At 42.6% G+C, this 25,853-nt stretch carries 23 protein-coding genes; 19 read left to right on the top strand and 4 right to left on the bottom strand.

Features of this window, described 5'->3' with window-relative positions:
• Positions 1-55: 55 nt before the first annotated feature.
• Entirely contained in the window at positions 56-2,479 is a 2,424-nt protein-coding gene (gene plsB / locus HWQ47_RS01540; RefSeq protein WP_269969453.1) for a glycerol-3-phosphate 1-O-acyltransferase PlsB, read from the bottom strand.
• A 463-nt stretch (positions 2,480-2,942) separates the two neighbouring features.
• On the opposite strand from plsB, the gene lexA reads away from it, so the two are divergent.
• The 6 genes from lexA to HWQ47_RS01510 all read left to right on the top strand — a co-directional run bounded on the left by lexA (position 2,943) and on the right by HWQ47_RS01510 (position 9,138).
• Positions 2,943-3,551, top strand: a complete 609-nt coding sequence (lexA, locus tag HWQ47_RS01535) for a transcriptional repressor LexA (protein ID WP_269969452.1) — start codon at positions 2,943-2,945, stop codon at positions 3,549-3,551.
• Positions 3,548-4,060 (top strand): cell division inhibitor SulA, encoded by a 513-nt coding sequence (locus HWQ47_RS01530; RefSeq protein WP_269969451.1) that lies wholly within the window; start codon positions 3,548-3,550, stop codon positions 4,058-4,060. The genes lexA and HWQ47_RS01530 overlap by 4 nt, the downstream gene beginning before the upstream one ends.
• A gap of 433 nt (positions 4,061-4,493) precedes the next feature.
• A complete protein-coding gene (gene coxB / locus HWQ47_RS01525) occupies positions 4,494-6,059 on the top strand; it encodes a cytochrome c oxidase subunit II (protein WP_269969450.1) in 1,566 nt (521 codons plus the stop codon).
• Positions 6,060-6,071: 12 nt separating this feature from the next.
• Positions 6,072-7,694: a cytochrome c oxidase subunit I gene (gene ctaD / locus HWQ47_RS01520; protein WP_269969449.1), complete on the top strand. Its 1,623-nt coding sequence runs from the start codon at positions 6,072-6,074 to the stop codon at positions 7,692-7,694.
• Positions 7,695-7,696: 2 nt separating this feature from the next.
• Positions 7,697-8,266 carry a cytochrome c oxidase assembly protein gene (locus tag HWQ47_RS01515; protein WP_269969448.1) on the top strand — a complete coding sequence of 190 codons (570 nt, stop codon included), beginning with the start codon at positions 7,697-7,699 and terminating at the stop codon, positions 8,264-8,266.
• Positions 8,263-9,138 (top strand): cytochrome c oxidase subunit 3, encoded by an 876-nt coding sequence (locus tag HWQ47_RS01510; RefSeq protein WP_269969447.1) that lies wholly within the window; start codon positions 8,263-8,265, stop codon positions 9,136-9,138. The genes HWQ47_RS01515 and HWQ47_RS01510 overlap by 4 nt, the downstream gene beginning before the upstream one ends.
• A gap of 223 nt (positions 9,139-9,361) precedes the next feature.
• Here HWQ47_RS01510 and HWQ47_RS01505 read toward each other — a convergent pair whose 3' ends face one another.
• Entirely contained in the window at positions 9,362-9,580 is a 219-nt protein-coding gene (locus tag HWQ47_RS01505; protein ID WP_269969446.1) for a DUF2909 family protein, read from the bottom strand.
• Between the two features lie 34 nt (positions 9,581-9,614).
• Here HWQ47_RS01505 and HWQ47_RS01500 point away from each other — a divergent pair, with 34 nt between their 5' ends.
• The 12 genes from HWQ47_RS01500 (at position 9,615) to HWQ47_RS01445 (ending at position 22,666) form a co-directional block, all read left to right on the top strand.
• Complete coding sequence (locus HWQ47_RS01500) at positions 9,615-10,310, top strand: SURF1 family protein (protein ID WP_269969445.1); 696 nt, start codon at positions 9,615-9,617, stop codon at positions 10,308-10,310.
• A gap of 205 nt (positions 10,311-10,515) precedes the next feature.
• Positions 10,516-11,061, top strand: coding sequence for a hypothetical protein (locus HWQ47_RS01495; protein WP_269969444.1), 546 nt, complete (start codon positions 10,516-10,518; stop codon positions 11,059-11,061).
• On the top strand, positions 11,061-12,044 hold the full coding sequence (locus HWQ47_RS01490) for a COX15/CtaA family protein (RefSeq protein ID WP_269969443.1): 984 nt from the start codon (positions 11,061-11,063) through the stop codon (positions 12,042-12,044). The genes HWQ47_RS01495 and HWQ47_RS01490 overlap by 1 nt, the downstream gene beginning before the upstream one ends.
• A gap of 100 nt (positions 12,045-12,144) precedes the next feature.
• A complete protein-coding gene (cyoE, locus tag HWQ47_RS01485) occupies positions 12,145-13,059 on the top strand; it encodes a heme o synthase (RefSeq protein WP_269969442.1) in 915 nt (304 codons plus the stop codon).
• Between the two features lie 38 nt (positions 13,060-13,097).
• A complete protein-coding gene (locus tag HWQ47_RS01480) occupies positions 13,098-13,745 on the top strand; it encodes an SCO family protein (RefSeq protein WP_269969441.1) in 648 nt (215 codons plus the stop codon).
• Positions 13,746-13,928: 183 nt separating this feature from the next.
• On the top strand, positions 13,929-14,228 hold the full coding sequence (locus tag HWQ47_RS01475; RefSeq protein WP_269969440.1) for an STAS domain-containing protein: 300 nt from the start codon (positions 13,929-13,931) through the stop codon (positions 14,226-14,228).
• Positions 14,225-14,587 carry a response regulator gene (locus HWQ47_RS01470; RefSeq protein ID WP_269969439.1) on the top strand — a complete coding sequence of 121 codons (363 nt, stop codon included), beginning with the start codon at positions 14,225-14,227 and terminating at the stop codon, positions 14,585-14,587. Before HWQ47_RS01475 ends, HWQ47_RS01470 begins: the two co-directional genes overlap by 4 nt.
• Positions 14,588-14,621: 34 nt before the next feature.
• Positions 14,622-16,658, top strand: coding sequence for a chemotaxis protein CheA (locus tag HWQ47_RS01465; protein ID WP_269969438.1), 2,037 nt, complete (start codon positions 14,622-14,624; stop codon positions 16,656-16,658).
• A gap of 48 nt (positions 16,659-16,706) precedes the next feature.
• Positions 16,707-17,258: a chemotaxis protein CheW gene (locus tag HWQ47_RS01460; protein WP_269969437.1), complete on the top strand. Its 552-nt coding sequence runs from the start codon at positions 16,707-16,709 to the stop codon at positions 17,256-17,258.
• Between the two features lie 23 nt (positions 17,259-17,281).
• Positions 17,282-20,653, top strand: a complete 3,372-nt coding sequence (locus HWQ47_RS01455; RefSeq protein WP_442802093.1) for a methyl-accepting chemotaxis protein — start codon at positions 17,282-17,284, stop codon at positions 20,651-20,653.
• 39 nt (positions 20,654-20,692) lie between these two features.
• Positions 20,693-21,535: a CheR family methyltransferase gene (locus tag HWQ47_RS01450; RefSeq protein WP_269969436.1), complete on the top strand. Its 843-nt coding sequence runs from the start codon at positions 20,693-20,695 to the stop codon at positions 21,533-21,535.
• A gap of 102 nt (positions 21,536-21,637) precedes the next feature.
• Positions 21,638-22,666: a protein-glutamate methylesterase/protein-glutamine glutaminase gene (locus tag HWQ47_RS01445; protein WP_269969435.1), complete on the top strand. Its 1,029-nt coding sequence runs from the start codon at positions 21,638-21,640 to the stop codon at positions 22,664-22,666.
• A gap of 17 nt (positions 22,667-22,683) precedes the next feature.
• Here the strand turns inward: HWQ47_RS01445 and HWQ47_RS01440 are convergent, their stop codons facing one another.
• Entirely contained in the window at positions 22,684-23,718 is a 1,035-nt protein-coding gene (locus tag HWQ47_RS01440) for a polysaccharide deacetylase family protein (protein ID WP_269969434.1), read from the bottom strand.
• 24 nt (positions 23,719-23,742) lie between these two features.
• Between HWQ47_RS01440 and HWQ47_RS01435 the strand changes: the two genes are divergently transcribed.
• A complete protein-coding gene (locus HWQ47_RS01435; protein WP_269969433.1) occupies positions 23,743-25,083 on the top strand; it encodes an MATE family efflux transporter in 1,341 nt (446 codons plus the stop codon).
• Between the two features lie 59 nt (positions 25,084-25,142).
• Here HWQ47_RS01435 and nfuA read toward each other — a convergent pair whose 3' ends face one another.
• Positions 25,143-25,721 (bottom strand): Fe-S biogenesis protein NfuA, encoded by a 579-nt coding sequence (nfuA, locus tag HWQ47_RS01430; RefSeq protein WP_269969432.1) that lies wholly within the window; start codon positions 25,719-25,721, stop codon positions 25,143-25,145.
• Positions 25,722-25,853 lie beyond the last annotated feature (132 nt).

Genomic DNA, 25,853 nt, shown 5'->3' with positions numbered 1-25,853 from the left:
TGTAAATCTAACTCAACGAACTTTCTCAACACTCGCTTATCTTTGGCTGCACTCATCAAGCAGATCTCTCCGCAGCGACACTATCAACAATGGTTTGCCTAACAGAAGCTCTTAATAAACCATTGGCGTGAGCCCTAATCCTCTGAACGTCAGCTTTATTGCCATTATCCTTTAAATACCCAAGATCTTTTAACTTAACGCTCAAGGTTCTATACAAATTTTTATCATAGAACTCAGGTGCAGTAATTCCATGCAAGGCACCTAACCGCTTGGCTAATCTATGACTTTCAGCCTCAAGAGCTGAACGTTCCATCTCTGGAAAATCAGCAAGCAGGTTAAAGATGATAGCGTAACGCTGCAGCGTTTCACTAACAGTCCCTGCAAGCAGTAACAACTGATTAATCTGAGTCTCAATAACAGTAAAACCTGCGTCTTCTGTGATCAAGTTCTGTTCAATAAACAGATCGAGTATCTGCTCAACTAATCGAGCCGTATCCTTTACTCCCATGAACAGTTCAGCCTGAAGCAGAGGGTAGAAATCAGCAATAATATCGATAATTTCAGCTCTGGTTATCCGTTCATGTTGAGTCAAACAGCTAGCAACAAGTGAAGGAGTGATCATAAGGTGAATAATATTATTACGGTAATAGGTCATCGCGATCGAGATACTCTCATCGATTGAGATAATATCACCTAATGGATCGCTCTCCAGCTGAAACTTCTTAAGCTCCAAACCCTGTGTAACTAGCTGCTTACCATCACCTTCAACAACTGAAGTATATGAAGTGTATGGTAGGTCTTTTAGCAATTTAAGATACAGATCCAGTTGCTTTTCAAGCTGAGTTCTTTCTAAAGCATTCTGCTCAGAGGCTAACAAAACTAAGCTGGTCAGGGTCACTGAACTCACTGCTGCTGCATCGTTAATATTGGTCATCACTTGATTCGCAAGCGTGTTCACCACTGGTGTCAACCAAGTTGGTCTCTGCTCAGGATCGTTAGCGATCTCTTCACGCCAACCAGGAACCTGTTCATTGAGAAAGTTATGTAATGTGATCGGTTTGCCAAAGTTGACATAGCCTTGGCCAAAATTACCCAGCTTGCGTAAAGCCCCAACAAGCTGCCAAACAGACTCTTTCTTTTTCTTCTTACCACTTAACTCTTTATGGTAGGTTGCCACTTCCATCACATGATCATAACCAAGATAGACTGGCACAAGTGTTACAGGGCGTTCCATACCGCGCAGCACACTATTCAGTGTCATAGCGATCATCCCGGTCTTAGGAGCAAGTAGGCGTCCAGTGCGAGAACGACCACCTTCGGTGAAGTACTCAACCGAATAGCCTTTTGTAAATAGTTGATCCAAATATTCACGGAAAACAGCGGTATACAACTTGTTCCCCCTAAAACTACGACGAATGAAGAATGCACCACCTCGACGGAACATAGGACCTGCAGGCCAGAAATTTAGGTTAATACCGGCAGCGATGTGCGGCGGCACCATACCTTGATAATAGAGAATATAAGAGAGCAGCAGGTAATCCATATGGCTACGGTGACAAGGAACATAGATGATTTCATGACCATCATGGTGCAACTGCCTGATCTGCTCAGCACCTTTGATATTGATCCCTTTATACAGCTTATTCCATAACCAGGTTAGAAAACGTTCTGCAATACGCACTAGACTGTCTGAATAGTCCGCCGCTATTTCATCAAGATACTCCATCGCTTTTGATCTAGCTTCAACTTCGGAGATCTTCTTGCTGGCAGCTTCCTCTTGGATCGCTTTCTTTAAGGTGTCAGAGTTAATCAAGGCATGAAAAAGTGCTTGCCTCTTAGGTAAAACCGGGCCTGTCATCACTTTACGCTGACGACTAAAATGCACTCGTGCTACCCGCGCAAGTTTTTGAGCAATACGTTTGTCTGTGCCATGTTCATCGGCCATATAACGGATCGACACAGAGTTAGAAAACTGTACAAAGTTATGTCGACCTAAAAATAAGATCATCAAGCATTTACGCAACCAGGTTGGATTTTCACGTTCAAGCACCGCGGCTTTCATGGTGTCATCTTCTTTACCCGGCGTTCTTCCCCAATAAAGACTCACTGGTACGAGTTGTATATCCAGATCTGGGCTATTTTTATGCGCCTTTAATAGACCCATAAAACTGCTCATAAAGAATTCGTTACTCTTCCTTTTACCCATTAGAGGCTTAGCCCCTTCTAAGCAAACGACTCTTGGAGTCGATTCCCCCTCAACCACAAGCGGATCATAAGGACTAGGCAAACCTAACTCACCGGTGATCTCACTGAGCGCAGCGATATCACTTAGAGATTCAGTTTTCATAACGTAAACCAAGGGCTTTTCAGGATCTAAATTAAGATCTTTAAAAGGTTCATGAGGCACGACAATAGTGTGCACCAACTTTTTCTGAAGCCAGCGTAGTGATTTAAACCAAAGAGAGTCTTGTTTGGACATTATTCTTATGCAATGTGTTTTATTTAATAACTGCATAGAGTACCAGATATTGAATAATTCCACCAAAATTAGCTAGCCCTATATCTGAGTGCCAACTGAAGTTATGTATATATGAGTTCCATATTGATGATTGATGACTTCACGGCTTTCATACAGCAGTCCCTGAATATACCCAAGCTACTTAGAAATGCAGGATTCAGTGAGAACTTAATGTGCTTTAGGCAAGATATTGATTGTTGGTAATGGTTGTTCCCTTGGCAAAATCAATAACGCAGAATAAAGTGCACTCTAGATTACAATAGTAACCCATCAACGAAAGCTTTGCGCAAGCCCACTTCGTTGTTGCATCAGCCTAAATAAAGAGTAAAAAGAAAGAGAAAAATAGATAAAATGTGGTTAATACTTGCACTGCACAAGATACTGTATATACTGACAGTTACTGTATAGAAAGACAGGATCACCCATGAGACCATTGACACCACGACAAGCTGAAATTCTTGAACTAATTAAGTGCAATATTGCCGAGACAGGTATGCCTCCTACCCGTGCAGAGATTGCCAAACGTTTGGGTTTTAAAAGCGCCAACGCCGCAGAGGAACATCTAAAGGCCTTAGCTAAGAAAGGCTGTATTGAGATTATTCCTGGCACATCTCGTGGTATCAGGTTAACTCAGGTAGAAGAACCCGGTCTACCTTTGATAGGGCAAGTCGCCGCTGGTGAGCCTATTTTAGCCCAAGAGCATGTAGAGCAGCACTACCAAGTTGATCCAAACATGTTCCACCCCAGTGCTGACTTTCTACTTAGGGTACGTGGTGATAGCATGAAAAACATCGGTATCCTAGAAGGCGATCTTCTTGCCGTTCACAAATCTACTCAGGCAAGAAACGGTCAAATCGTTGTTGCTCGAGTTGAAGATGATGTCACCGTTAAACGTTTCGAGAAAAAGGGCAACACTGTTTATCTTCACGCTGAAAATGAAGATTATAAACCGATAGTCGTTGATCTCACTAACCAAAGCCTAAATATCGAAGGATTGGCAGTCGGTGTTATCCGCAACGGAGGTTGGCAATGAATAGATTAATCGGTAACGGTCCTAGACACCCTGGACTATGGTTAGATCACGAAAATCAGTATTCGAATCAGTTACGATCAAGCACTATTTCGACGGTGGCAACCCACACCCATGGACGCGATGAGTTACGACAGGTAAGTGCTCAACTTGCCACATTAAGTCTCCAAGGACAGTGGATCGTGTTAATCAGCCCACCAAATATTGGTTACAAACAGGTGTTAGCAGAAGCAGGAGTTAGGATGAACCGAGTCCTACTCGTCCATGCCAAAGATGAAGTCGAAACACTCTGGGCGATGGAAAAAGCACTAACAAGCGGCACATCAAGTGCAGTACTGTGTTGGACTCAATCTTTAGATGCACGTGATAGTCGCCGCCTGCAAATTGTTGCTAAAAGTGCCAGAGCTTTAGGTATTGTGATTGAAGATGCTAATGCCGGTTTGCAAATAGAAGCGCATAACCACGTACTCGATTCCACTATAAAACCAAGTTTGTTCGGCTCTGTTCACTAAATACAGCCAATAAATAATAAGCTAATAAACTGACTTCAAGCCCCTTATTGGGGCTTTTTTGTATCGAATTATTTTTAAAATAAAGAAAAAGTGATCTTGATCAATATTTCAACACCAAGTAGGTTAGAGATATAACAACGATAATTTGTTATATCCAAACGATTTAGTCGTCTGCAAAGTAAATCAATTCACAGTGATATAACTGCATTGTTTTGCCTAGATGAAATCGGATCAGATATAGCCAGTAGTTGGTACAAATGTGGTTATCCTGGCAGCAAACAACAAGACTGCTTACTTTTTACAATAAAAAAGTAAAACCACTAATGTACTTTGAAGTCATCGTTGCTTTGTTGGGAACTTGAAGAGTTTGCATAGAGCAGAGACTTACTGTGTGACTCTTCTTTGTCTTATATTTTGACAGAGGAGAAGTCTAGTGAAGAAAGTGTTGTATTGTTTTTTGGCGTTGCTGTTTACGCCATCCATGTTGGCATCAGAGATGCCCTTGAATATGACTCAAGGGGTCACCGATATCAGTGGTCAGGTTTATAACCTCCACATGATTATCCTATATATCTGCTGCGCCATCGGGTTCCTGGTTTTTGGTGTCATGATCTACTCCATGATCAACCACAGAAAATCCAAGGGAGCGATTGCCTCCAATTTTCATGAAAGTACAAAAGTCGAAATAGCGTGGACAATTATACCTTTCATCATCCTCATTTTAATGGCTATCCCTGCTACTAAAACATTGATTGCCATGGAAGACTCCTCCGATGCCGATATAACAATTAAGGTCACCGGATCCCAATGGAAATGGCATTACAGCTATTTCGATCAAGATATTGAATTTTACAGTTTACTCTCGACTCCAAGAGCACAGATTGAAGGAACGGAAGCTAAGGGAGTAAATTACCTCCTTGAAGTCGACAAGCCTTTAGTGCTGCCCATCAATAAAAAAGTACGTTTCTTGATGACCTCTGATGATGTTATCCACTCTTGGTGGGTACCCGCTTTCGCCGTCAAAAAAGATGCAAACCCAGGATTTATTAATGAAGCTTGGACTCGTATTGATAAGCCCGGTGTTTATCGCGGCCAATGTGCTGAGCTATGTGGTAAAGATCATGGCTTTATGCCCATTGTTGTTGAAGCTCTTACCGAAGCTGATTTTGATATTTGGTTAGCTGCACAGAAAAATGCAGCGAGTAATGCAGCCGCCGAAGCACAAGCCGCACTATCTCAAACCTTAAGCATGGAAGATCTCATGGCTCAAGGAGAACAAGTGTATATGGCTCGCTGTGCTGCATGTCACCAGCCCAACGGTGCAGGCCTACCTGGCGTGTTCCCTTCCCTTATTGGCAGTCCCATTATTAAAGGCGCTGTCTCTGGTCATCTCGATATGGTCTTAAATGGTAAACCTGGTACTGCTATGCAGGCATTTGCTAAACAGCTAACAGCAACAGAAATTGCCGCCGTAGTGACGTTTGAACGTAATGCTTGGGGCAATGATTCAGGTGATGCAGTTCAAGCATCGGATGTCAGCTCGGCGAGTTCAAGTGCTGCAGCGTCAAGCGAGTCAAACACCGACATTCCAGTGACCTTATCTGAGACAGAACCTGCTAATACAAGTGTGATTGGTGCTGTAATTGATGACGTTAAAGAAGATCTAGAAGAAGTTGATTTGTCAGACTTAACCATGAATGAGCTTATGACTCTAGGTGAAAGAGTGTATATGACCAACTGTGTTGCTTGTCATCAAGCAGCAGGAACAGGCCTACCAGGTGCTTTCCCCTCATTAGTGAACAGTCCTGTCATTACTGGGACTGTAACGGGTCATCTTGACATGGTTATGAATGGCAAACCCGGCACTGCAATGCAGGCATTCGGAAAACAACTGACGGCGCAAGAGATTGCAGCCGTGATCACTTACGAACGAAACGCATGGGATAACAATACAGGCGATATGGTTCAGGCGGCTGATATTATTCAGCACGGCCAATAGGGGGGAGGCGCAATGACTAGTTTAACGCACGAAGAACATGACAAAGTTGAGCCAGAACTCAATGAAGCAGATCATCATGATGAACATCATGAACCACTACCAAGCGGTATCAAACGCTGGCTTTTTACGACTAACCACAAAGACATAGGCACACTCTACCTTTGGTTCAGCTTCATCATGTTCCTGACGGGTGGCGCTATGGCAATGGTTATTCGAGCTGAACTCTTTCAGCCCGGGTTGCAACTTATCGAGCCTAATTTTTTCAATCAGATGACCACGGTCCACGGGCTGATAATGGTATTTGGCGCGGTGATGCCCGCTTTCACCGGATTAGCTAACTGGCTAATTCCGATGATGATTGGCGCTCCAGATATGGCTCTTCCCAGAATGAATAACTGGAGTTTCTGGATTTTACCTTTTGCCTTTGCCATCTTATTGAGCTCGCTCTTTATGGAAGGTGGTGGACCCAACTTTGGTTGGACCTTCTACGCTCCACTGTCGACAGCATATAGTCCGGATAGTACGGCTCTGTTCGTATTTTCAGTGCACATTATGGGAATGAGTTCCATCATGGGAGCCATTAACGTAATTGTCACAATCGTCAATATGCGTGCCCCTGGTATGACTTGGATGAAGTTACCTCTGTTTGTCTGGACCTGGCTTATAACCGCCTTCCTCTTGATCGCCGTGATGCCTGTTCTCGCTGGTACTGTGACCATGGTACTGACCGATAAATACTTCGGCACCAGCTTCTTCGATGCCGCTGGTGGTGGCGATCCTGTGATGTTCCAGCATATATTCTGGTTCTTCGGCCATCCCGAAGTTTACATCATGATTTTACCCTCCTTCGGTATCATCTCAGCCATCGTGCCCACCTTTAGTCGAAAACCGCTTTTTGGTTATTCATCTATGGTGTATGCAACGGCGAGTATCGCAATACTTTCATTCCTAGTCTGGGCACACCATATGTTCACCACAGGTATGCCGGTATTTGCAGAACTCTTCTTCATGTACTGTACGATGCTTATCGCAGTCCCTACTGGGGTAAAGGTATTCAACTGGGTTGCGACCATGTGGCGGGGATCGATAACGTTCGAAACCCCCATGTTATTTGCTATCGCCTTTATCATTCTGTTTACCATAGGCGGCTTCTCCGGCTTGATGCTCGCCATTACTCCAGCTGATTTTCAATATCATGACACCTATTTTGTCGTTGCCCATTTCCACTACGTACTCGTTACCGGCGCCATATTTTCAATTATGGCGGCGGTCTACTATTGGATACCTAAGTGGACAGGCTATATGTACGATGAGAAGTGGGGCAAGATTCATTTTTGGTGCTCTGTCATTTCGGTCAACGTGTTGTTTTTCCCCATGCATTTCTTAGGCTTAGCAGGCATGCCACGACGTATCCCTGATTATGCGGTGCAGTTTGCCGACGTAAATCAGATTGTTTCAATTGGAGGTTTTGCCTTTGGTTTATCACAGTTCATATTACTTTACGTGGTAATAAAGTGCATTCGTGGAGGCGTTAAAGCACCGGCAAAACCATGGGAAGGTGCAGAGGGACTCGAGTGGACAATACCAAGCCCCGCTCCATATCACTCATTTACTACTCCCCCTGAGGTGAAATAGTCATGCCGGATGAGAAGGTTAACTCAAACAAGAAATTAATTACTATGCTTATAGCGGGTGCTATCGGTATGTTTGGGTTTGGCTTCGCCTTAGTTCCTCTCTACGACGTATTGTGCGAACAACTTGGTATCAATGGAAAAACCAGTAGTACGGCAAGTAGCTATAAACCGATGATCATAGATACAAGTCGTACAGTAACCATAGAGTTTATGGCGCAGATACAAAGTGATATGCCTTGGGAGTTTAAGCCTGAAATGAAGCGTATGCAGGTCCATCCTGGCGAGCTTATCAGAACAAACTTTAAGGCTGTTAACCTCTCATCCGAAGAGATACTCGGTCAGGCGATCCCATCTGTATCACCTGGTCAGGGAGCCGCCTACTTCAATAAAACTGAATGCTTCTGCTTTAATCAACAAAGGTTAACAGCTGAAGCCAGCGCAGAGTTACCGCTGATATTTTTTGTGGATCCGGATTTACCAGAATCCATATCAACGTTGACTCTCTCTTATACCCTCTACAACATCACAAATCGTGGATATGTTGATGATGTAGAGCAAGGAGCGACAAGATGACAACGAAGCACGAAAATTATTATGTTCCGGCTCAAAGCGCCTGGCCTATTATAGGGGCCGTTGGATTATTCCTTATCGCGTTTGGTGCAGGCAGTTATGTACAACAGCTTAAAACCGAAGGTGGTAGTGGTGGGTACATTTTACTCGCTGGAATAGCCGTTATTATCTATATGATTTTTGGTTGGTTCAGAACCGTTATTGCTGAGTCCATGAGTGGACTCTATTCCAAACAGATGGATCGTTCATTTAGGCAAGGAATGAGTTGGTTTATTTTTTCTGAAGTCATGTTCTTTGCAGCATTTTTTGGTGCCCTGCTCTATGCCAGAATGATCGCGGTACCTTGGCTAGGAGGAGACTCTAACAATGCCATGACCAATGAACTTCTTTGGCCAGGCTTCGAAGCTGTTTGGCCTCTGGTTACCACACCTGATGGAACAAAAACCGAAGCTATGGGCTGGACTGGTTTACCTCTTTATAACACTATAATCCTGCTAACATCTTCTATTACCCTACATATGGCCCATGTTAGCCTTGAAAAAGGCAAGCGTTCTGCAATCGCAGTATGGCTTGGCATAACTATCTTACTTGGTATCTGCTTCTTAGGCCTTCAAGTCGAAGAGTATATTCATGCCTATCAGGAGATGGGGCTTACGTTAGACTCTGGTGTTTATGGCAGTACTTTCTTCCTGCTTACTGGCTTCCATGGTATGCATGTTACGTTAGGCACCGTGTTCTTATTTGTGCTGTTTGTACGAGTGTTAAAGGGACATTTCACTCCTGACAAGCATTTTGCTTTTCAGGCAGGAAGCTGGTATTGGCACTTTGTCGATGTAGTGTGGTTATGTTTATTTATCTTTGTTTATGTCCTCTAAGAATAGATCTGTTGCGCATCTCTATGTGAGCTACTGCGTGGTGGTTTTTATAAAGAACAACTTAACGTTGAAGATCTAGGACTTAGTTCGATCTAAATTAAAAGAGACTGAAATTCGTCCCTGTTATTGGATTTAATAACGGGGCGGCTAATGCAATAACTAAGATGCTAGAAGTCGCTTTGCTTAACACTTAGCGATTAACGATTAACGATTAACGATTAAGTCAGTAGGGTCTTGGATTGGGAGTAATGACCCCTGTTGCTAAGGCACCTAACAACAATAGCACCACCAACACTGAGAAGATCACCCTACGACCAAGATATTGACTCATAGGAACCTTACTCTCTCCTTTCACGAGAACCAATAGGGCTCGAGCAAGATTAAATAAGATGAAAAGCAGTAGCAGTACTAAGATAAATTTAAACACTAATAATGTATTCACTCGCAATCCTCGACTTTTTTGGGTAGGCACAAAAGTGCTGCTCACTATTGCTACTGTGAGTCTGTTTCTGCTTTTGGTCAAGTTAGGTTTCTGGCAACTATCTCGTGCTGAGCTTAAAGAAGATATCCAATCACAACTTACTGCCAGACAAGTTTCAGTGCCACTATCATTTGATCAACTACTCGATCTTCCGCCCTCGGAACCGCTGACAGGGTATCGGCTCAACACTAAGATACATCCCATTGGAAACAAAGTATTCTTACTGGATAATCAAACATTTAAGGGACAAGTTGGCTATTTAGCTATTCAAGCCTTACAGGTCACACCTGATACTCCTTGGTTACTGGTCGAATTAGGATTTGTTCCTGCTGGCAACGATAGACGGTTACTTCCCCAATTCCCCCATATAAGCCAAACTCAAACCTTGGAGGGACGTTTATATCAAAAGCAAACAAACCCAATGAGTTCAGCGCTTATGGCAGAAAACGGGTGGCCTAAAAGAATTCAAAATTTAAATATTCCTCAAATAGAAGAAATGTTAAACCACGCTGTCGCATTAGCTGTATTTCAACCCACAAGTATCTCAGGGAGCTCCCTACCACATCCATGGAAACCTATCCCAATGTCAGCTCAAAAACACTTAGGATACGCCTTACAGTGGTTTTCACTGGCATTAGCTTTTGCTTTACTTATGATCTATTTCATTAGAAGCGAATTAAAAAACAAATAGTAAAAACAAAGAGATGACAATAAACCAAAATGACTATTGCCAATAGAAACAAGACCACGTAGGTTAGGGAATAAGCATTGTTTATCGTCATAATTAAGTCTATAAATCGTTTCCTAGCCGTCTCGGGAAACAAGATGAATATGATCTTATAGATCATATTCCTTCTTATTAGGCCCGTTTAAGGTATCTCACTAGAGGAGAGAGTATGAACTCCCCCAAAAAGAGCGGCACAAAACCACTTATCATTTTGCTATTGGTGTTTTTATTACCCGTAGTCGCAGCCAAAATTGTGCTGAGCATGAATCTATACCAAGGTGGAGCAACCAATAAGGGAGAGCTTCTGTCCACTGGGACCAGTTATGCGTCTCTGGCCATGGATAATCCGAAACCCAAAGAGTGGCAACTGCTCTATCTGCTTCCTGAACATTGCGATCAATTATGTCTAGATCGCCTATACATACTGCAACAAAGTCATGTCGCCTTAGGCAAAGAGCAAGACAGAGTTCACACCCTAATTTTACTTGACGATAACAGTGATACTTCAGCTTTATCTGGCGTTTCATTCGAGACTGTCAAAGTAAATCCTCCTTTAAGTGAGATGCTTAATCAACAGCAGATGATTATCGTTGATCCACTTGGTAGTCTGGTTATGCGATACCCACCAGTATCTGGTCGAGATAAGCAAATATTACAAGCAAAAGCCTTAATCTCTGATCTCAGAAAAATGCTAAAACTATCGAGAGTGGGCTAATGAAGCTCTCCCCATTACTTAAAATTACCATCATATTCACCTTTTGTGTCATCTTGATGGGGGCCTACACCCGACTATCGGATGCAGGTCTTGGCTGCCCTGACTGGCCAGGGTGTTACGGTATGATAAAAGTGCCAAGCCAAGCCCATGAACTCACCCAAGTTCAAAATAACTTCCCAGGTCATGAAGTCAAGCCTAAAAAGGCTTGGTTAGAGATGATACATAGATATATCGCTGGGGCCTTAGGTCTATTAGTCCTGTTGATATTTATTCTTTGCCTTAAAAATAATGAAACACCTAAAAAACTGCCTACCGTTATTGCACTACTAATCGTATTCCAAGCGGCACTCGGCATGTGGACAGTAACGATGAAACTAATGCCCATTGTGGTCATGTCTCATCTTATTGGTGGCTTCAGCTTAGTGTCTTTGCTTCTTTTACTTTACTTAAGAACAAAACCTTTAAGGATCCCCGGAGGAGATGCGATCGCTCGAAAACTAGCACCTCTGGCGCTAACTTGCCTCGGTGTATTGATTTTACAAATAATGATTGGTGGCTGGACCTCTTCCAATTACGCTGCACTTGCTTGTACCTCGTTGCCTATTTGTGAGGGAGATTGGTATAACAACCTCAAGCTCACTCAGGCTTTTAATCCCTTTCAAGAAGTTCACGACAGCTATGAATTCGGGGTATTAGATTATGCTTCGAGAATGACAATACATGTAGTGCATCGATTTGGGGCGATAGTGACGGCTGGTATGTTGTTTTGGTTAGCCTTTAAATTATATAAGCAATCTCAATCATCACTGTTAAAACGTTCGGCAGTACTACTTGTTTTGCTCGTATGTTTGCAGGTTGGATTAGGGATCAGCAATGTTGTACTTCACTTACCTTTAGGCATCGCCGTTTCTCATAACGCTGGAGCAGCCTTCTTGCTTCTAAATTTAGTGTTTATCAACTATGCCCTATGGCGTAAAGCATAACTCAATATCTTACCTACAAAAAAGAGTACGGGTAAAAAATAAGAATTTAATTACGCAATAACTCAAACAATATGGCGTAACACCAAAGAGAGGAATGAGCATGGCAAAACCACTTTCGATTTCATCAGCAAGCAATGCAGCCCAAAGCCAACCACTTCAATGGCGCGCCTATTACGAGATGACAAAACCTAAAGTCGTCGCTCTTATGTTACTCACCGTTTTGGTTGGTATGTGCCTTGCTGTACCAGGCTCAGTTCCTCTACAAGCCTTAATCTTTGGGATGCTAGGCATAGGAATGATGGCGGGAGCTGCGGCTGCTTTTAACCACTTAATTGATCGTAGGATCGATGGGTTAATGGCTCGAACTTATAACCGGCCTTTGCCAAAAGGTAAAGTGTCTATCACTAAAGCTCTTACCTTCTCAATATCTTTAGCGGTTATCGGTTTTATCTTACTCTACACTTTAGTCAATGAATTAACAGCTTGGCTAACCTTCGCCAGTTTACTTGGTTACGCCGTCATCTATACTGCTTACCTAAAACGAGCAACACCTCAAAATATCGTCGTGGGTGGACTCGCAGGAGCCATGCCGCCTCTATTAGGCTGGACAGCGGTAACGGGTGAGTTTCATGGTAATGCTCTGCTACTTGTGATCATTATCTTTGCTTGGACTCCGCCCCACTTCTGGGCTCTAGCCATTCACAGAAAAGCAGAATATGCCAAAGTAGACATTCCGATGCTACCAGTCACTCACGGCACTGAATTTACCAAAACCTGTATCTTGCTATACACCATCTTGCTCGCCATCGCATGCCTTTTACCAGTGCTAGTTGGCATGTGTGGACCCGTATATTTAGTGGGTTCTACCCTACTTAGCTGTGGGTTTATCTATAAATCCTGGGAGCTAAAATATGATGATAAACCAGGTCTTGCAATGCAGGTTTTCCGTTTCTCTATCTATCATCTGATGTTGTTATTCATCGTACTCTTAGTCGATCACTATCTCTGGGTTTGATGTTTGAGTTTTCTAACCATGATTAACAGGATTATCCTATGAGCAAGCGACTGTCTATTCTAGTGTTTGCAGTATTTAGCCTAGTGTTATTGGGCTTAGGTGGCGTGACAGCAGTCCAATTTAGATCAAATAATGCTGCGCCCGAACTTTCAACCAGTTTTCTCTTTCCTACTCCTAAAAAATTAGCTCCGTTTACACTGAAAGATCAACATGGCGAGTTGTTTTCTAACCTACAACTAGCCAATAAATGGAGCTTGTTCTTTATTGGATACACCGCGTGTCCTGATGTGTGCCCTACAACCATGGGGAAACTAACGGCTGCATATCCTGAACTATTGAAAGATATAGATCTGCAAATTATCTTCCTCTCAGTTGATCCACAAAGAGACACTCAGGATAAATTACTTTCTTATATGGATTTCTTTAATCCAGAGTTTACAGCAGTAACTGGGGAGCACTCCCAACTGTTTCCTCTAACCCGCGATTTAGGCTTTGTCTACGCCATGGTCGGAGAAGGACAAAATTATCAGGTAGATCATAGTGCCTCTATGGCACTAATATCTCCTCAGGGAAACAAGGTTGCCGTCATCAAACCTAAGTCTTCAACACCTGGAACCTTGCCACAAATTTTGACCAAGGAACTCATCTCAGACATACGCAAGATCAGCAAAATCAAAAACATGTAATCATCTGTTATATAAGTAGTTAATCTATCCCCTCTGCACATTTCTTAGCCCGCCCTCCCTCTAAATAATATTTTTTAACTAAATGTATTCAAAAAATATTATTCCAAAAGAGGAAATACTCCTATTTGCCGACTATCTTTTGATCTTGCAGGGATGGACAAAAGTAATCCAAAGGAAAATTAAATGTCAGATCAAACTATTAAATTGGATTCGGAAATAACGATACGAAATATTCAGCCGGTATTCTCTCAACTTTCTGAGCTATTTACACAAACTGAAATACTTCATATCGACGCAAGCCAATTATCCAGAGTTGACACAGCTGGTGCACAGCTGCTTCATCTATTTTCCAGAACATGTGATGCCCGCTCTCTAAAAGTCGACTGGCTAGGTTGCCAACCGGACCTTTTGACTAACTTAAGAGAGTTAGGAATCATACTTCCACACCTGCAAGTGGATACACTTGAGGAGAATTCCCTATGAAGAAAATACTGGCGGTCGATGACTCGGCTTCAATGCGCCAAATGGTCGGATTTACATTAAAAACAGCAGGTTTTGATGTAACAGAAGCTTGCGATGGAGACGAAGCCCTTAAAGCGGCACAAGTAGGTGAATTCGATCTTGTCATTTCCGATGTAAATATGCCGATTATGGATGGATTAACATTGATCCGTAATTTGCGAACGCTCCCTGCTTACAAGTTCACTCCATTACTCATGTTAACCACTGAATCTGGAATCGATAAGAAGCATGAAGGCCGTTCGGCTGGAGCGACAGGATGGATAGTCAAACCATTCAATCCAGACCAATTACTTGCGACGGTACGCAAAGTACTAGGTTAATCACAATAAATGGACCTAATGGTGGCATCTAAATATGGAAATCGATCTCAGTCAATTTAGTCAGGTATTTTTTGAAGAGAGCTTAGAAGGACTGGAAAGCATGGAGTCAGAGCTCCTCAAGCTGGATGTCAGTGAGCCCGACGATGAATCTATTAATACTATTTTTAGGGCTGCTCACTCTATTAAGGGAGGCAGTGCTACCTTCGGATTCTCACAAGTTGCAGGTTATACCCATCTATTAGAGACGCTTCTCGATGAGATTAGAGATGGCCGCCGACAGATGACTAATGATCATCAAGATATGCTACTTCTATCTATCGATCTGTTACGTAATATGATCGATGCATTAATGCGTAAAGTCGATTTTGAAGACCCTTTACTAGCAGAGTTAGAGAGGCGATTCAATGCAGCATTAACGGGTAACGCCAGTCATGAAGAGCTAGATGAGAGTGCAATAGAAGAAACCATTGATGACAATGACCATCAGATGGCAACATGGACCATAGACTTCAAACCAGGCATAGACATATTACGCTGTGGTAATGATCCTAGCTTGATGTTCAATGAGTTAAGGCTTCTTGGTCAATTAAGCGTCACGTTAGTGGATTCTACTCTACCTGACTTCTCAGATCTGGATCCTGAAGCCTGTTACCTCAATTGGCAGCTTACTTTAATCACTGAACAACCTTTAGATAAGATAAAAGAAGTATTCGAGTGGGTTGAAGATGAGTGCATTATCAATTATCACAAACAGGCTCATTTAACTGAAAAAGAGCAAACGTCATCATCAGAGGCTCAAGATAAAGATAAACCGCTCTCTACTGGAACAACAGTTACTGCTAAGCCTAAAGCCGTAACCACGGCTAAAACGCCAGAAGGCGGTTCAATACGTGTCAGTATTGAAAAAATAGATATCCTTATCAATATGGTCGGTGAGCTGGTCATTACCCAGGCCATGTTAGGCCAGATTGGTCAGCAAGATTCTATAGAAGAAGAGTCTCTCCTTTCTCTTAAACAAGGATTAGAGCAACTAGCATCCCATACTCGAGACCTGCAGGAAAGTGTCATGCAGATCCGCATGCTTCCCATCAGTTTTGCCTTCAACCGCTTTCCCAGACTCGTTCGCGACATAGGTCAACAGTTAGGCAAGAAAGTCGAGTTAGTCCTTAAAGGAGAAGAGACTGAGCTAGATAAAACGGTAATGGAAAAGATTGTCGATCCCATGGTCCACCTAGTCAGAAACTCTCTTGACCACGGACTTGAAACCCCCGATATAAGAGTCAGTAAAGGTAAACCAGAAATAGGTACTATCACCCTTAATGCGTTCCATCAGGGCGGTAACATCATTATTGAGATCATAGATGATGGAGCAGGATTAAATACGCAGTTAATCCGTAAAAAAGCACTAGAGAAAGGGCTTATCAGTGAGGATGAAGAGCTCAGTGAAGATGCGATAAATCAGCTCATTTTTAAAGCAGGCTTTTCAACTGCTGAAGCGGTATCGGATCTGTCAGGTCGTGGTGTTGGCATGGATGTAGTCCGCCGAAACATCCATGAACTCAATGGTACGATTGAACTGAAATCCACCAAAGATAAAGGCAGTCGCTTCACCATCCGCTTACCACTAACCTTGGCTATACTTGATGGACAGCTGGTCAGAGTTGGAAAGCATACCTATGTTGTCCCCTTAGTATCCATTCATGAATCTTTACAGGTAGAAGAGCAAAGAATTAATCGCATAAGTGAGGATCACGAACTCATCAGACTTAGAGATGAATACCTTCCCGTCATAAAAGTATTCCAAGAGTTTGGACATGATGCGGATTATCAAGAGATCAAAGATGGCTTAGTCATGGTCGTTGATTCAAACAACGAAAAAATAGGCTTACTTGTCGATGAACTTCTTTCACAACAACAAGTTGTCATCAAGAGCCTTGAAGATAACTACAATAAGGTAGCTGGAGTCTCAGGAGCGACCATCTTAGGTGATGGTACGGTTGCGCTAATTATCGATATTTTCGGATTAGTAAACTTAGCTGGAATAACCAGTACGAAAGAACATGCAGCTTAACGCCGAATGGAATTTGAATCGCATATAAGGAACGACGGAGCTTGAGATATGACACAGTTAACCCAACAAGAACATGCCAACACCGATGATATTAGTCAGCAATACCTTACTTTCATCATGGCGAGTGAAGAGTATGGGGTCGATATTCTTTCAGTACAGGAGATTAGAGGCTGGGAAGCAACAACCATAATACCCAACTCTCCCAGCCATGTTAAAGGAGTTATTAACCTAAGAGGCACTATCGTTCCCATTATAGATCTAAGACAAAGGTTTGGAATTGAAACCTTAGAATATGGCGCAACGACCGTAGTCATAGTCGTGAAAGTCGCAATTTCAAACAATCACAAGGTTATTGGTATCGTTGTCGATGCCGTATCTGATGTCTTTAGTGTCAATGATACTGATGTTCGTAGTGCCCCAGACTTTGGTGATGAAACAGATTTAGGTTTTATAAAGGGATTAACCAACACACAAGAAAAGATGGTTATTCTTTTGGATATAAACAAGCTTCTTAGTAGTGAAATCCTGCCTGAAGCATCTCAACTTTCTAATTTAATTAATAATATTGATGCTCAACAGCCACAAGCTGTCAATGAATAAGCAGCTATAACGAGGACACACGAATGGAAGCAAATTACATCAACAACGCCAACACTAAAAGCTTGCCCATCGCGGGCCTAGTTTTCAGTGCTTTCGCCTTAGTCTTATCCCTATCTGGGCAAACAACGAGCTGGATAGCTGGACTGCAAATTATCGCTATCGCCCTACTTGCAATTGGTTTTTTGAAACTCATTCAAAGACAAAACCTAACAGAGCAAGCTTTCGAAGAGGTGAGCAAGGCATTAATCAATAATGAACCACCAGAATTTTCAGCTGTTAACTTATCAGGCTGGGAAACACTGACTAATAGAATCAAAGAGTTATATCTAAAACGGCAAAGTGATGAAACCAAGATTCAGGCTCTGGATATCTGTCAAGCCAATGTCATGATGGCCGATGATGACTTCAATATTGCCTATATGAATGATTCCGTAATGAAAATGCTCAGCCAAAATGAGAAAGCATTGCAAAATGACCTGTCAAATTTCGATGCTAAAAACCTTATAGGTAAAAGCATTGATATATTTCATCGCAACCCCGCTCACCAAAGAAGAATTCTCGAAGGCTTAACCGCTAGCTACGAAGCTAATATCGATGTAGCAGGTCTTAAATTTAACTTAATCGCAAGTCCCATATTCGTCGACGGTAAGCGTACAGGCACTGTTGTCGAGTGGTTGGATATGACCGCTAAACTAGCCAAAGAAGCTGAAGAGCAATTAACCGCGGCAGAGACCGGACGCATTAAGCAAGCATTGGATGTATGTAAGGCCAATGTCATGATGGCCGATGCTGATTACAACATTATTTACTTCAATGATTCTCTCAAGGAGATGCTGGATCAAAATGAACGTAAATTACAAGAGAGCTTAAGCAAGTTCGATATGTCTACCTTGATGGGCAGTAATATTGATATATTCCATAAGAATCCAGCCCACCAGAGAGGCATGTTAGACAGACTTACCAGCACCTATGAAACTGATATAGAAGTATCCGGACTCACCTTCAGCCTGATTGCGACCCCGGTTTTCGATAACGGAGAGCGCACTGGAACCGTCGTTGAATGGCAAGATATTACCGCCAAGCTGGCCAAAGAGGCCGAAGAACAAATAGCTGCAGCAGAAACTGGACGTATTAAGCAAGCATTGGATGTATGTAAGGCCAATGTCATGATGGCCGATGCTGATTACAACATTATTTACTTCAATGATTCTCTCAAGGAGATGCTGGATCAAAATGAACGTAAATTACAAGAGAGCTTAAGCAAGTTCGATATGTCTACCTTGATGGGCAGTAATATTGATATATTCCATAAGAATCCAGCCCACCAGAGAGGCATGTTAGACAGGCTCACCAGCACCTATGAAACCGATATCGAGGTATCTGGACTCACCTTCAGTTTGATTGCGACCCCGGTTTTCGATAACGGAGAGCGCACTGGAACCGTTGTCGAATGGCTGGATGTGACCGCGAAACTGGCTAAAGAAGCCGAAGAGAAACAGCAAGCAGCCGACACCGGACGTGTCAAGCAAGCACTGGATGTATGCAAAGCTAACGTCATGATGGCAAATGCAGATTATGAGATCATCTATTACAATGATTCTCTAAAAGAGATGCTTTCTGATAATGAACGTCAGTTGCAAAAGACATTAAGCCGATTTGATATGACCACTCTGATGGGTACTAATATCGATATCTTCCATAAAAATCCAGCCCACCAAAGGAATATGCTAGACAAGCTCACCAGCACTTATGAGACCAGCATACAAATTTCTGGCTTGACCTTTAACTTAATCGCAACACCGGTATTCGATAATGGTGAACGTACAGGCACAGTTGTTGAGTGGCTAGATGTAACCGCTAAACTCGCTAAAGAAGCCGAAGATCAACAACTATCCGCCGAAAACGCACGTATTAAACAAGCACTTGATAGTGTGTCAGCCAATACTATGGTGGCAGATGGCGACCTAAATATTATCTATATGAATCAAGCGGTTACAAAAATGTTCAGAACTGCGCAATCCGATATAGTAAAAGACCTGCCAAACTTCGATGCCAATAATCTCATTGGAGTCAATATCGATGGCTTCCATAAAAACCCAAGCCATCAGCGCAACTTACTCGGCAACCTAACCAGTACTTACTCAAGTCAACTTATGGTCGGAGGCAGAACCTTCAAAGTTGTAGCCAACCCCATCAACGACATTAACGGAAATAGAATAGGCACCGTTGTCGAGTGGACAGATCGCACAGCAGAAGTCGCTATTGAACATGAGATCGATACCATTATTTCAGCGGCGGCGGCCGGAGACTTAAGTCATAGGGTGTCAACCGAAGGTAAAGAGGGCTTCTTCCTCAATCTATCAAATGGACTCAATCGCTTAGTCGGCATTGCCGACAGTGTAATTTCTGATGTCGTTAATATGTTTGATGGGTTAGCTAAAGGTGATTTAACTCGCCAAATAAATGGAGATTACGAAGGCCAATTCAGCAAGCTACAGACAGATGCAAACGCAACCGCTACTCGATTAACGGAAGTGATTGGTGGCATTAATGAATCTGCCAATACAGTGACATCAGGAGCCGAAGAGATAGCACAAGGTAACTCAGATCTTAGCCAACGAACCGAAGAACAAGCGGCGTCACTTGAAGAAACGGCATCGAGCATGGAAGAGATGACAGCAACTGTGACCCAAAGCGCCCAAAATGCGACACTTGCTAATGAGTTGGCCCAGGAAGCAAATACCAAGGCCGAGCATGGAGGTAAAGTTGTTGAACAAGCTGTTACGGCTATGGAAGCCATAAACGACTCCAGTAAACGCATATCTGACATCATTGGCGTCATAGATGAGATTGCTTTTCAAACCAACCTACTGGCATTGAATGCTGCAGTTGAAGCTGCAAGAGCTGGGGAACAGGGACGTGGCTTCGCTGTCGTTGCCGGTGAGGTGCGTAACCTTGCCCAACGAAGTGCAGGGGCGGCTAAGGAGATCAAAGAACTGATCCGCGACAGCGTTGGCAAGGTCACCGATGGCACTCAACTGGTGAACCAATCTGGCGAAACACTTCAAGATATCGTACAAGCTGTCACGAAAGTTGCCGATATGATAAGCCAAATAAGTATCGCATCGGATCAACAATCATCCGGAATCCAAGAAGTTAATAAAGCGATATCTCAGATGGATGAGATGACTCAGCAAAACGCCGCACTAGTTGAGCAAGTATCGGCTGCTGGTGATGCGATGGCCGAACAGGCAAGAAATATGAAGAGCCAACTCAGCTTCTTTCAAGCCCAAGAGATGACAAGTTCAGGACTCACCTCTGCTCCACTGGCTTTAGTCTCTGGTGACTCTCATGGCAACTTAAATATTAGCGACGAAGAGTGGAATGAGTTTTAGGAGAGACAATTGGAAATCATAGACGAAAAGGAATTCTCTATGACGAAGGCTGACTTCGAATTTATTCGAAGTCTTGCCTACGACAACACAGGGATAGTACTTCCGGAAAGAAAGAAACATATGGTGTATTCGAGACTGAGTCGTCGATTACGTCAACTAAACTTGAAAGATTTCACTCAATATTGCTCATATGTTACTAATATTCCAGATGAACGAATTAATTTTATTAACGCACTAACGACCAACCTAACTGCATTCTTTAGAGAGGAACATCACTTTAACTACCTTGAACAAGTCATCGTGCCGGAATGGAAGAGTGGACACAAAAAACGGCTTAGGATCTGGTCATCGGCTTGCTCTACTGGCGAGGAACCTTACAGTATTGCTATGACACTAGAAAAACATTTTCCTTCGCCCCAATGCGACTTAAAAATGTTGGCTACCGATCTGGACACCAATGTACTAAAGAAGGCGTCTGCTGGCTGCTACGCAAGAGATTCGGTGACCAACTTGCCTAAACGCTATACTGAAAAGTATGTTAAATACTCCGAGGATAACCAGCATATACAGATTCAACCAAATATTAAAAAAATGGTTCATTTTAAACAACTTAATCTATTAGGAACTTGGCCAATGAACGGACCTTTCGATGTAATATTTTGTCGAAATGTGCTTATCTATTTTGATAATGTGACCAAGCAAAAGATTATTACAAAGTTCAGAAAAATGCTCAGCCCTCAAGGCTATTTATTCATTGGCCACTCGGAAACATTAATAAATATTTCAGAAGAGTTCGACCTTATTGGCCAAACCATATACAGACCCTTAGGCCATGGAGGTACGAAAATCACGGCAAAAAAATCAACGGGAAATAATCTTTAAGGTGCTAAACCTAAGAGATTTTGTATTCGTTTTGACATGCGTAAATTAGAATAAATAAGATTTAAATGATGGGATGCATGTACAAACATAAAGGAAAAAGTGATGATAAAAGTCTTAGTCGTTGATGACTCCCCTTTGGTAAGGCAGTTACTGACTCACCTCTTAAGCGATACTCCAGACATTAAGGTCGTCGGTACGGCCGAAGACCCCTATGAAGCTCGGGATTTAATAAAAAAACTCCATCCAGATGTACTCACTTTGGATATAGAAATGCCCAAAATGGACGGCATTGCATTTCTAAGAAATCTAATGAAACTAAAACCTATGCCCGTCATTATGGTATCAACCCTCACAGAAAAAGGGGCCGCGGTGACCCTTGAGGCTTTATCAATTGGCGCCGTAGATTTTATTCTGAAACCTAAATCCGATCTTACCAATAGATTAATGGACTACCGTGAAGAGCTAATTGAAAAAATTCGTTTAGCATCTAAAAGTAAGATTCGTCCACATACTACGATTCCTAAACCAAGTATAACGAGCTATAAATCTTCATATTCACAAAATAAAATAATTGCTATTGGGGCATCAACAGGAGGAACTGAAGCGATTCAACGCTTGATATGTCAACTTCCTAGTGACATCTCGCCTATCGTTATTGCTCAACACATTCCAGCCGCCTTTAGCGCCTCATTTGCCAAACGTCTAAATAACAATGCTGCTATGACAGTGATAGAGGCTCAAGGTGGAGAGAAATTAACTCCAGGTACCGCTTACTTAGCCCCTGGTTGCGCGCACTTAGTTGTCGAAAGAAGAGGCATGTCACTTTATACCAAACTATTAGATAGCGCCCCCGTTAACCGACACAAACCCTCTGTCGATGTACTTTTTGATAGTGTGGCTGAATCAATAGGAAAGCCAGCCTTAGGAGTCATACTAACCGGAATGGGTAAAGATGGTGCTAAAGGCTTGCTCAATATGAAAAACAAAGGCTCCTACACCGTAGCCCAAGATGAAGCAAGTTCCGTCGTTTGGGGCATGCCAGGGGCTGCCGTCGATATAAAAGCCAGTAGAGATGTACTACATATCGATAGGATCCCAGCAAAGCTGCTCTCTTTGTTAAACAAACCGTGAGCGAAAAAATAAATATACTAGAAAGCTTCACCTACACTTCTTATCCAAGCTTGTGAAAACCAATAGTAACCAGTGTTACTTTTACTTGGTACGGTACAATTGTATCGGGATCTTCCTACTGGGAGATCTAACTCAGCTCGAATGCTAAATTCATTACCACTAATCCAAAGCGGCGCTTTAGCTCCTTGCCCTTGAATGTAACACATCATTTGATGAGGGTAGATATCACTCACATCCAATGTCACTTTTAACTCTGGCCTCCAGTGACCGTTCTTTAATTCAGGATCACGAATATTCTGTGATAATACTGGCATATTTAGACTATGTAGCTTCACTTTCAAACTCGCTAAATCGGCGTAGACACCAGCGACTGGAAATCGAGGTAAAGCAGTGAGCGATGAATAATGTCCGACAGCTCCAGACTGTTGTCCTAACCCGATAAAACCATGACTTGCTAGCATAGACTCAATGGCCTGATTATATTCCCCATAAGGGTAGGCCAACATCTTATGATTTTGCCCAGTCGCTAAAGATATTTCACTCTCAGTCATTAAAATATTGTTCTCAATTCTCGCAAGCCACTCAACCTCGGATTCACCTTCAAGCTTACGAATGAGGTATTCATGTGCCCAACTATGATTAGCAATTTCCGCTCCCTCTTTCGAAAGTAAAATGAGTTCATCCCAACTCATCATTTCACGGTATTTAGCCTTAATCGGTTCAATAGAGACAAATAGGGTGTAGGGAAAACCATATTCCTTTAAAATAGGATGCGCTGTCTTGGCGATACTTCGATACCCATCATCGAAAGTGATAACCACGGTTTTTGCCGCAATTTTCTGATTACTTTTAATTGCATGCACTACCTCTGAAAGTGGTTTAACAATAAAATCATTTTCAGCTAAATACTGCATCTGTTCACGAAACTGCTCTGGTGTCACACTCGTGCTCGCTGGTGTCGATGCCGAAACATGGTGATATTGTAAAATCACCGCTGCCTGAGTCGAAAAGCCAATCATGACAAGCAGAATGACTAACATGCTTTTAAACATAAAATATTAAACCTCTGAGATAATATGACCACTGTCGAACTCCTATTTAATAAACAGAAAAACAGACAATTATTGGCACTGGCTCTACCTATGATATTGTCCAATATTACTGTTCCATTATTGGGACTGGTCGATACTGCAGTAGTGGGGCATTTAAGTAACGCCTACTATTTAGGCGGAGTAGCCGTTGGCTCTACCATCATCACGCTTATACTATGGATGCTTGGGTTTCTAAGAATGGCAACAACAGGCTTAGTTGCCCAGTCCTACGGTGCGGGCGATACACAAACCCAATATAAGTTATTACTTCAAGCAGGTAGTTTAGCGCTTATTTTAGGGGTAAGTGCTGTAATACTGCAACTCCCTATTCTGAATGGCGCGCTCTCGCTCACAGATGCAAGTGCTGAAGTTCAGCGGTATTGTCGTGAATACTTTAATATCAGGATCTGGTCAACCCCCTTTGCACTGCTCAACCTTGTTCTTTTAGGTTGGCTACTGGGTCGACAACAGCCGAAAGCGGCTATGTGGCAGCTTATCGTGGCAAACCTAGCGAATGTTGGTTTGGACTTACTCTTTGTCTTAGGTTTAGGCTGGGGAGTCAAAGGCGCGGCTTTAGCTTCAGTATTTGCCGATATAGCAGGTTTCCTCGTTGCATTCACTATGGTTTATAGACAGATTCAAAAAACGGGAGAATTCAATCTATCTCATCTCTGTAAAAGTTTGAACCTTAGCAGCTACCGCAAGTTACTTAGCTTAAATGCCGATATATTTATTCGCAGTTTATGTCTGCAGATCTCTTTTGCCTTTATGACCTTTCAAGGTGCAGGGCTAGGAGACAACACCGTTGCCGCAAATGCTGTTTTACTCCATCTATTACTGCTTATCTCTTACGCCCTAGACGGCATTGCTTACTATGCTGAGGCTGAAGTAGGTAAAGCTTATGGGCAGAAGAATAAAATATTAATGCAGCAAAGCGTAACCTTAGCTTGGCTCTGGTCCGCAATATCAGCCATCTTATTTACACTGTTTTTTGCCTTTGGCGGAGAGAGTATTATAAGTATGCTGACCAGTATCGAGGATGTCAGAATCGTCGCTAATGAGTTTCTATTTTGGATTGTACTTCTCCCTCTACTCTCCTTCGGATCTTACCTTTTTGACGGAGTATATATTGGTGCTGCAAAAGGAAAAATAATGAGAAACAGCATGATAATATCCACTTTTGGCATATTCTTCCCTGTATGGTTCTTATTACAAGATCTAGGAAACCATGCATTGTGGGCAGCCATGAGCGCCTTTATGCTAGCCAGAAGCTTAACGTTAACCCTGCACTATAGATACAAGCTAAGTAAAGTCATCTCATTCTAATTCAGACACAAAAAAAGCGAGTAGGTATAAAACCCACTCGCCTTTCTCTTTATCAGCTTTTACTGATAAGAATGCGAACCTGCTTGGTGCTCGGTCACATCTTTAACACCCGTTAACTCGCCAGGGAACATCTCAAGCAACTGCTTTTCGATCCCATCTTTTAAGGTCACATCAACCATAGAGCAACCATTACAACCACCGCCAAATTGTAGAACTGCAATGCCCTCTTCTGAAACCTCAATTAATGAGATATTACCGCCATGACTAGCAAGTTGAGGATTGATTTCAGACTGAATGACGTATTCAATACGCTCATTAAGAGACGCATCAGCTGAGACTTTACGCATCTTAGCATTTGGCGCTTTTAGCGTTAATTGTGAACCTAGCTGATCGGTAACAAAATCTATGGTAGCGTCTTCGAGGAAAGGCGCTGATTTCTCATCGACCATGGCATTAAAGCCATTGAATTCGAACTCCATATCATCAGCCTCTACGGCATCAGGCGGACAATATGAAACGCCACACTCAGCTGTCGCTGTACCAGGGCTAATTACGAATACACGAATATGAGTTCCTTCGGGCTGATCTGCTAACAAGGTAACAAAATGAGCCTGAGCGGTTTCGGAAATGGTGATCATTAAGACAAGCTCCGTCAGGTAAAACTTGAGTGTTTTAGTATGGATTGTTCTATGATACTCCGACTGAGTTCAGCTTTGTAGCCCTCAATCAAATTGGTTTACCCTTTTTATTGAAAGTATTAACTAATAACT

It is taken from the genome of Shewanella sp. MTB7 (assembly GCF_027571385.1).
Taxonomy (GTDB): Bacteria; Pseudomonadota; Gammaproteobacteria; order Enterobacterales; family Shewanellaceae; genus Shewanella.
The sequence above is the reverse complement of the archived record's forward strand: the minus strand, read 5'-3'. Positions and strand labels throughout refer to the sequence as shown.

Bases quoted from the DNA above. Each gene is read 5' to 3' on its own strand.
- plsB (WP_269969453.1), bottom strand. From the start codon at position 2,479: ATGTCCAAACAAGACTCTCTTTGGTTTAAATCACTACGCTGGCTTCAG.
- lexA (WP_269969452.1), top strand. From the start codon at position 2,943: ATGAGACCATTGACACCACGACAAGCTGAAATTCTTGAACTAATTAAG.
- HWQ47_RS01530 (WP_269969451.1), top strand. From the start codon at position 3,548: ATGAATAGATTAATCGGTAACGGTCCTAGACACCCTGGACTATGGTTA.
- ctaD (WP_269969449.1), top strand. From the start codon at position 6,072: ATGACTAGTTTAACGCACGAAGAACATGACAAAGTTGAGCCAGAACTC.
- HWQ47_RS01515 (WP_269969448.1), top strand. From the start codon at position 7,697: ATGCCGGATGAGAAGGTTAACTCAAACAAGAAATTAATTACTATGCTT.
- HWQ47_RS01510 (WP_269969447.1), top strand. From the start codon at position 8,263: ATGACAACGAAGCACGAAAATTATTATGTTCCGGCTCAAAGCGCCTGG.
- HWQ47_RS01495 (WP_269969444.1), top strand. From the start codon at position 10,516: ATGAACTCCCCCAAAAAGAGCGGCACAAAACCACTTATCATTTTGCTA.
- HWQ47_RS01490 (WP_269969443.1), top strand. From the start codon at position 11,061: ATGAAGCTCTCCCCATTACTTAAAATTACCATCATATTCACCTTTTGT.
- cyoE (WP_269969442.1), top strand. From the start codon at position 12,145: ATGGCAAAACCACTTTCGATTTCATCAGCAAGCAATGCAGCCCAAAGC.
- HWQ47_RS01480 (WP_269969441.1), top strand. From the start codon at position 13,098: ATGAGCAAGCGACTGTCTATTCTAGTGTTTGCAGTATTTAGCCTAGTG.
- HWQ47_RS01475 (WP_269969440.1), top strand. From the start codon at position 13,929: ATGTCAGATCAAACTATTAAATTGGATTCGGAAATAACGATACGAAAT.
- HWQ47_RS01470 (WP_269969439.1), top strand. From the start codon at position 14,225: ATGAAGAAAATACTGGCGGTCGATGACTCGGCTTCAATGCGCCAAATG.
- HWQ47_RS01465 (WP_269969438.1), top strand. From the start codon at position 14,622: ATGGAAATCGATCTCAGTCAATTTAGTCAGGTATTTTTTGAAGAGAGC.
- HWQ47_RS01460 (WP_269969437.1), top strand. From the start codon at position 16,707: ATGACACAGTTAACCCAACAAGAACATGCCAACACCGATGATATTAGT.
- HWQ47_RS01455 (WP_442802093.1), top strand. From the start codon at position 17,282: ATGGAAGCAAATTACATCAACAACGCCAACACTAAAAGCTTGCCCATC.
- HWQ47_RS01450 (WP_269969436.1), top strand. From the start codon at position 20,693: ATGACGAAGGCTGACTTCGAATTTATTCGAAGTCTTGCCTACGACAAC.
- HWQ47_RS01445 (WP_269969435.1), top strand. From the start codon at position 21,638: ATGATAAAAGTCTTAGTCGTTGATGACTCCCCTTTGGTAAGGCAGTTA.
- HWQ47_RS01440 (WP_269969434.1), bottom strand. From the start codon at position 23,718: ATGTTTAAAAGCATGTTAGTCATTCTGCTTGTCATGATTGGCTTTTCG.
- HWQ47_RS01435 (WP_269969433.1), top strand. From the start codon at position 23,743: ATGACCACTGTCGAACTCCTATTTAATAAACAGAAAAACAGACAATTA.
- nfuA (WP_269969432.1), bottom strand. From the start codon at position 25,721: ATGATCACCATTTCCGAAACCGCTCAGGCTCATTTTGTTACCTTGTTA.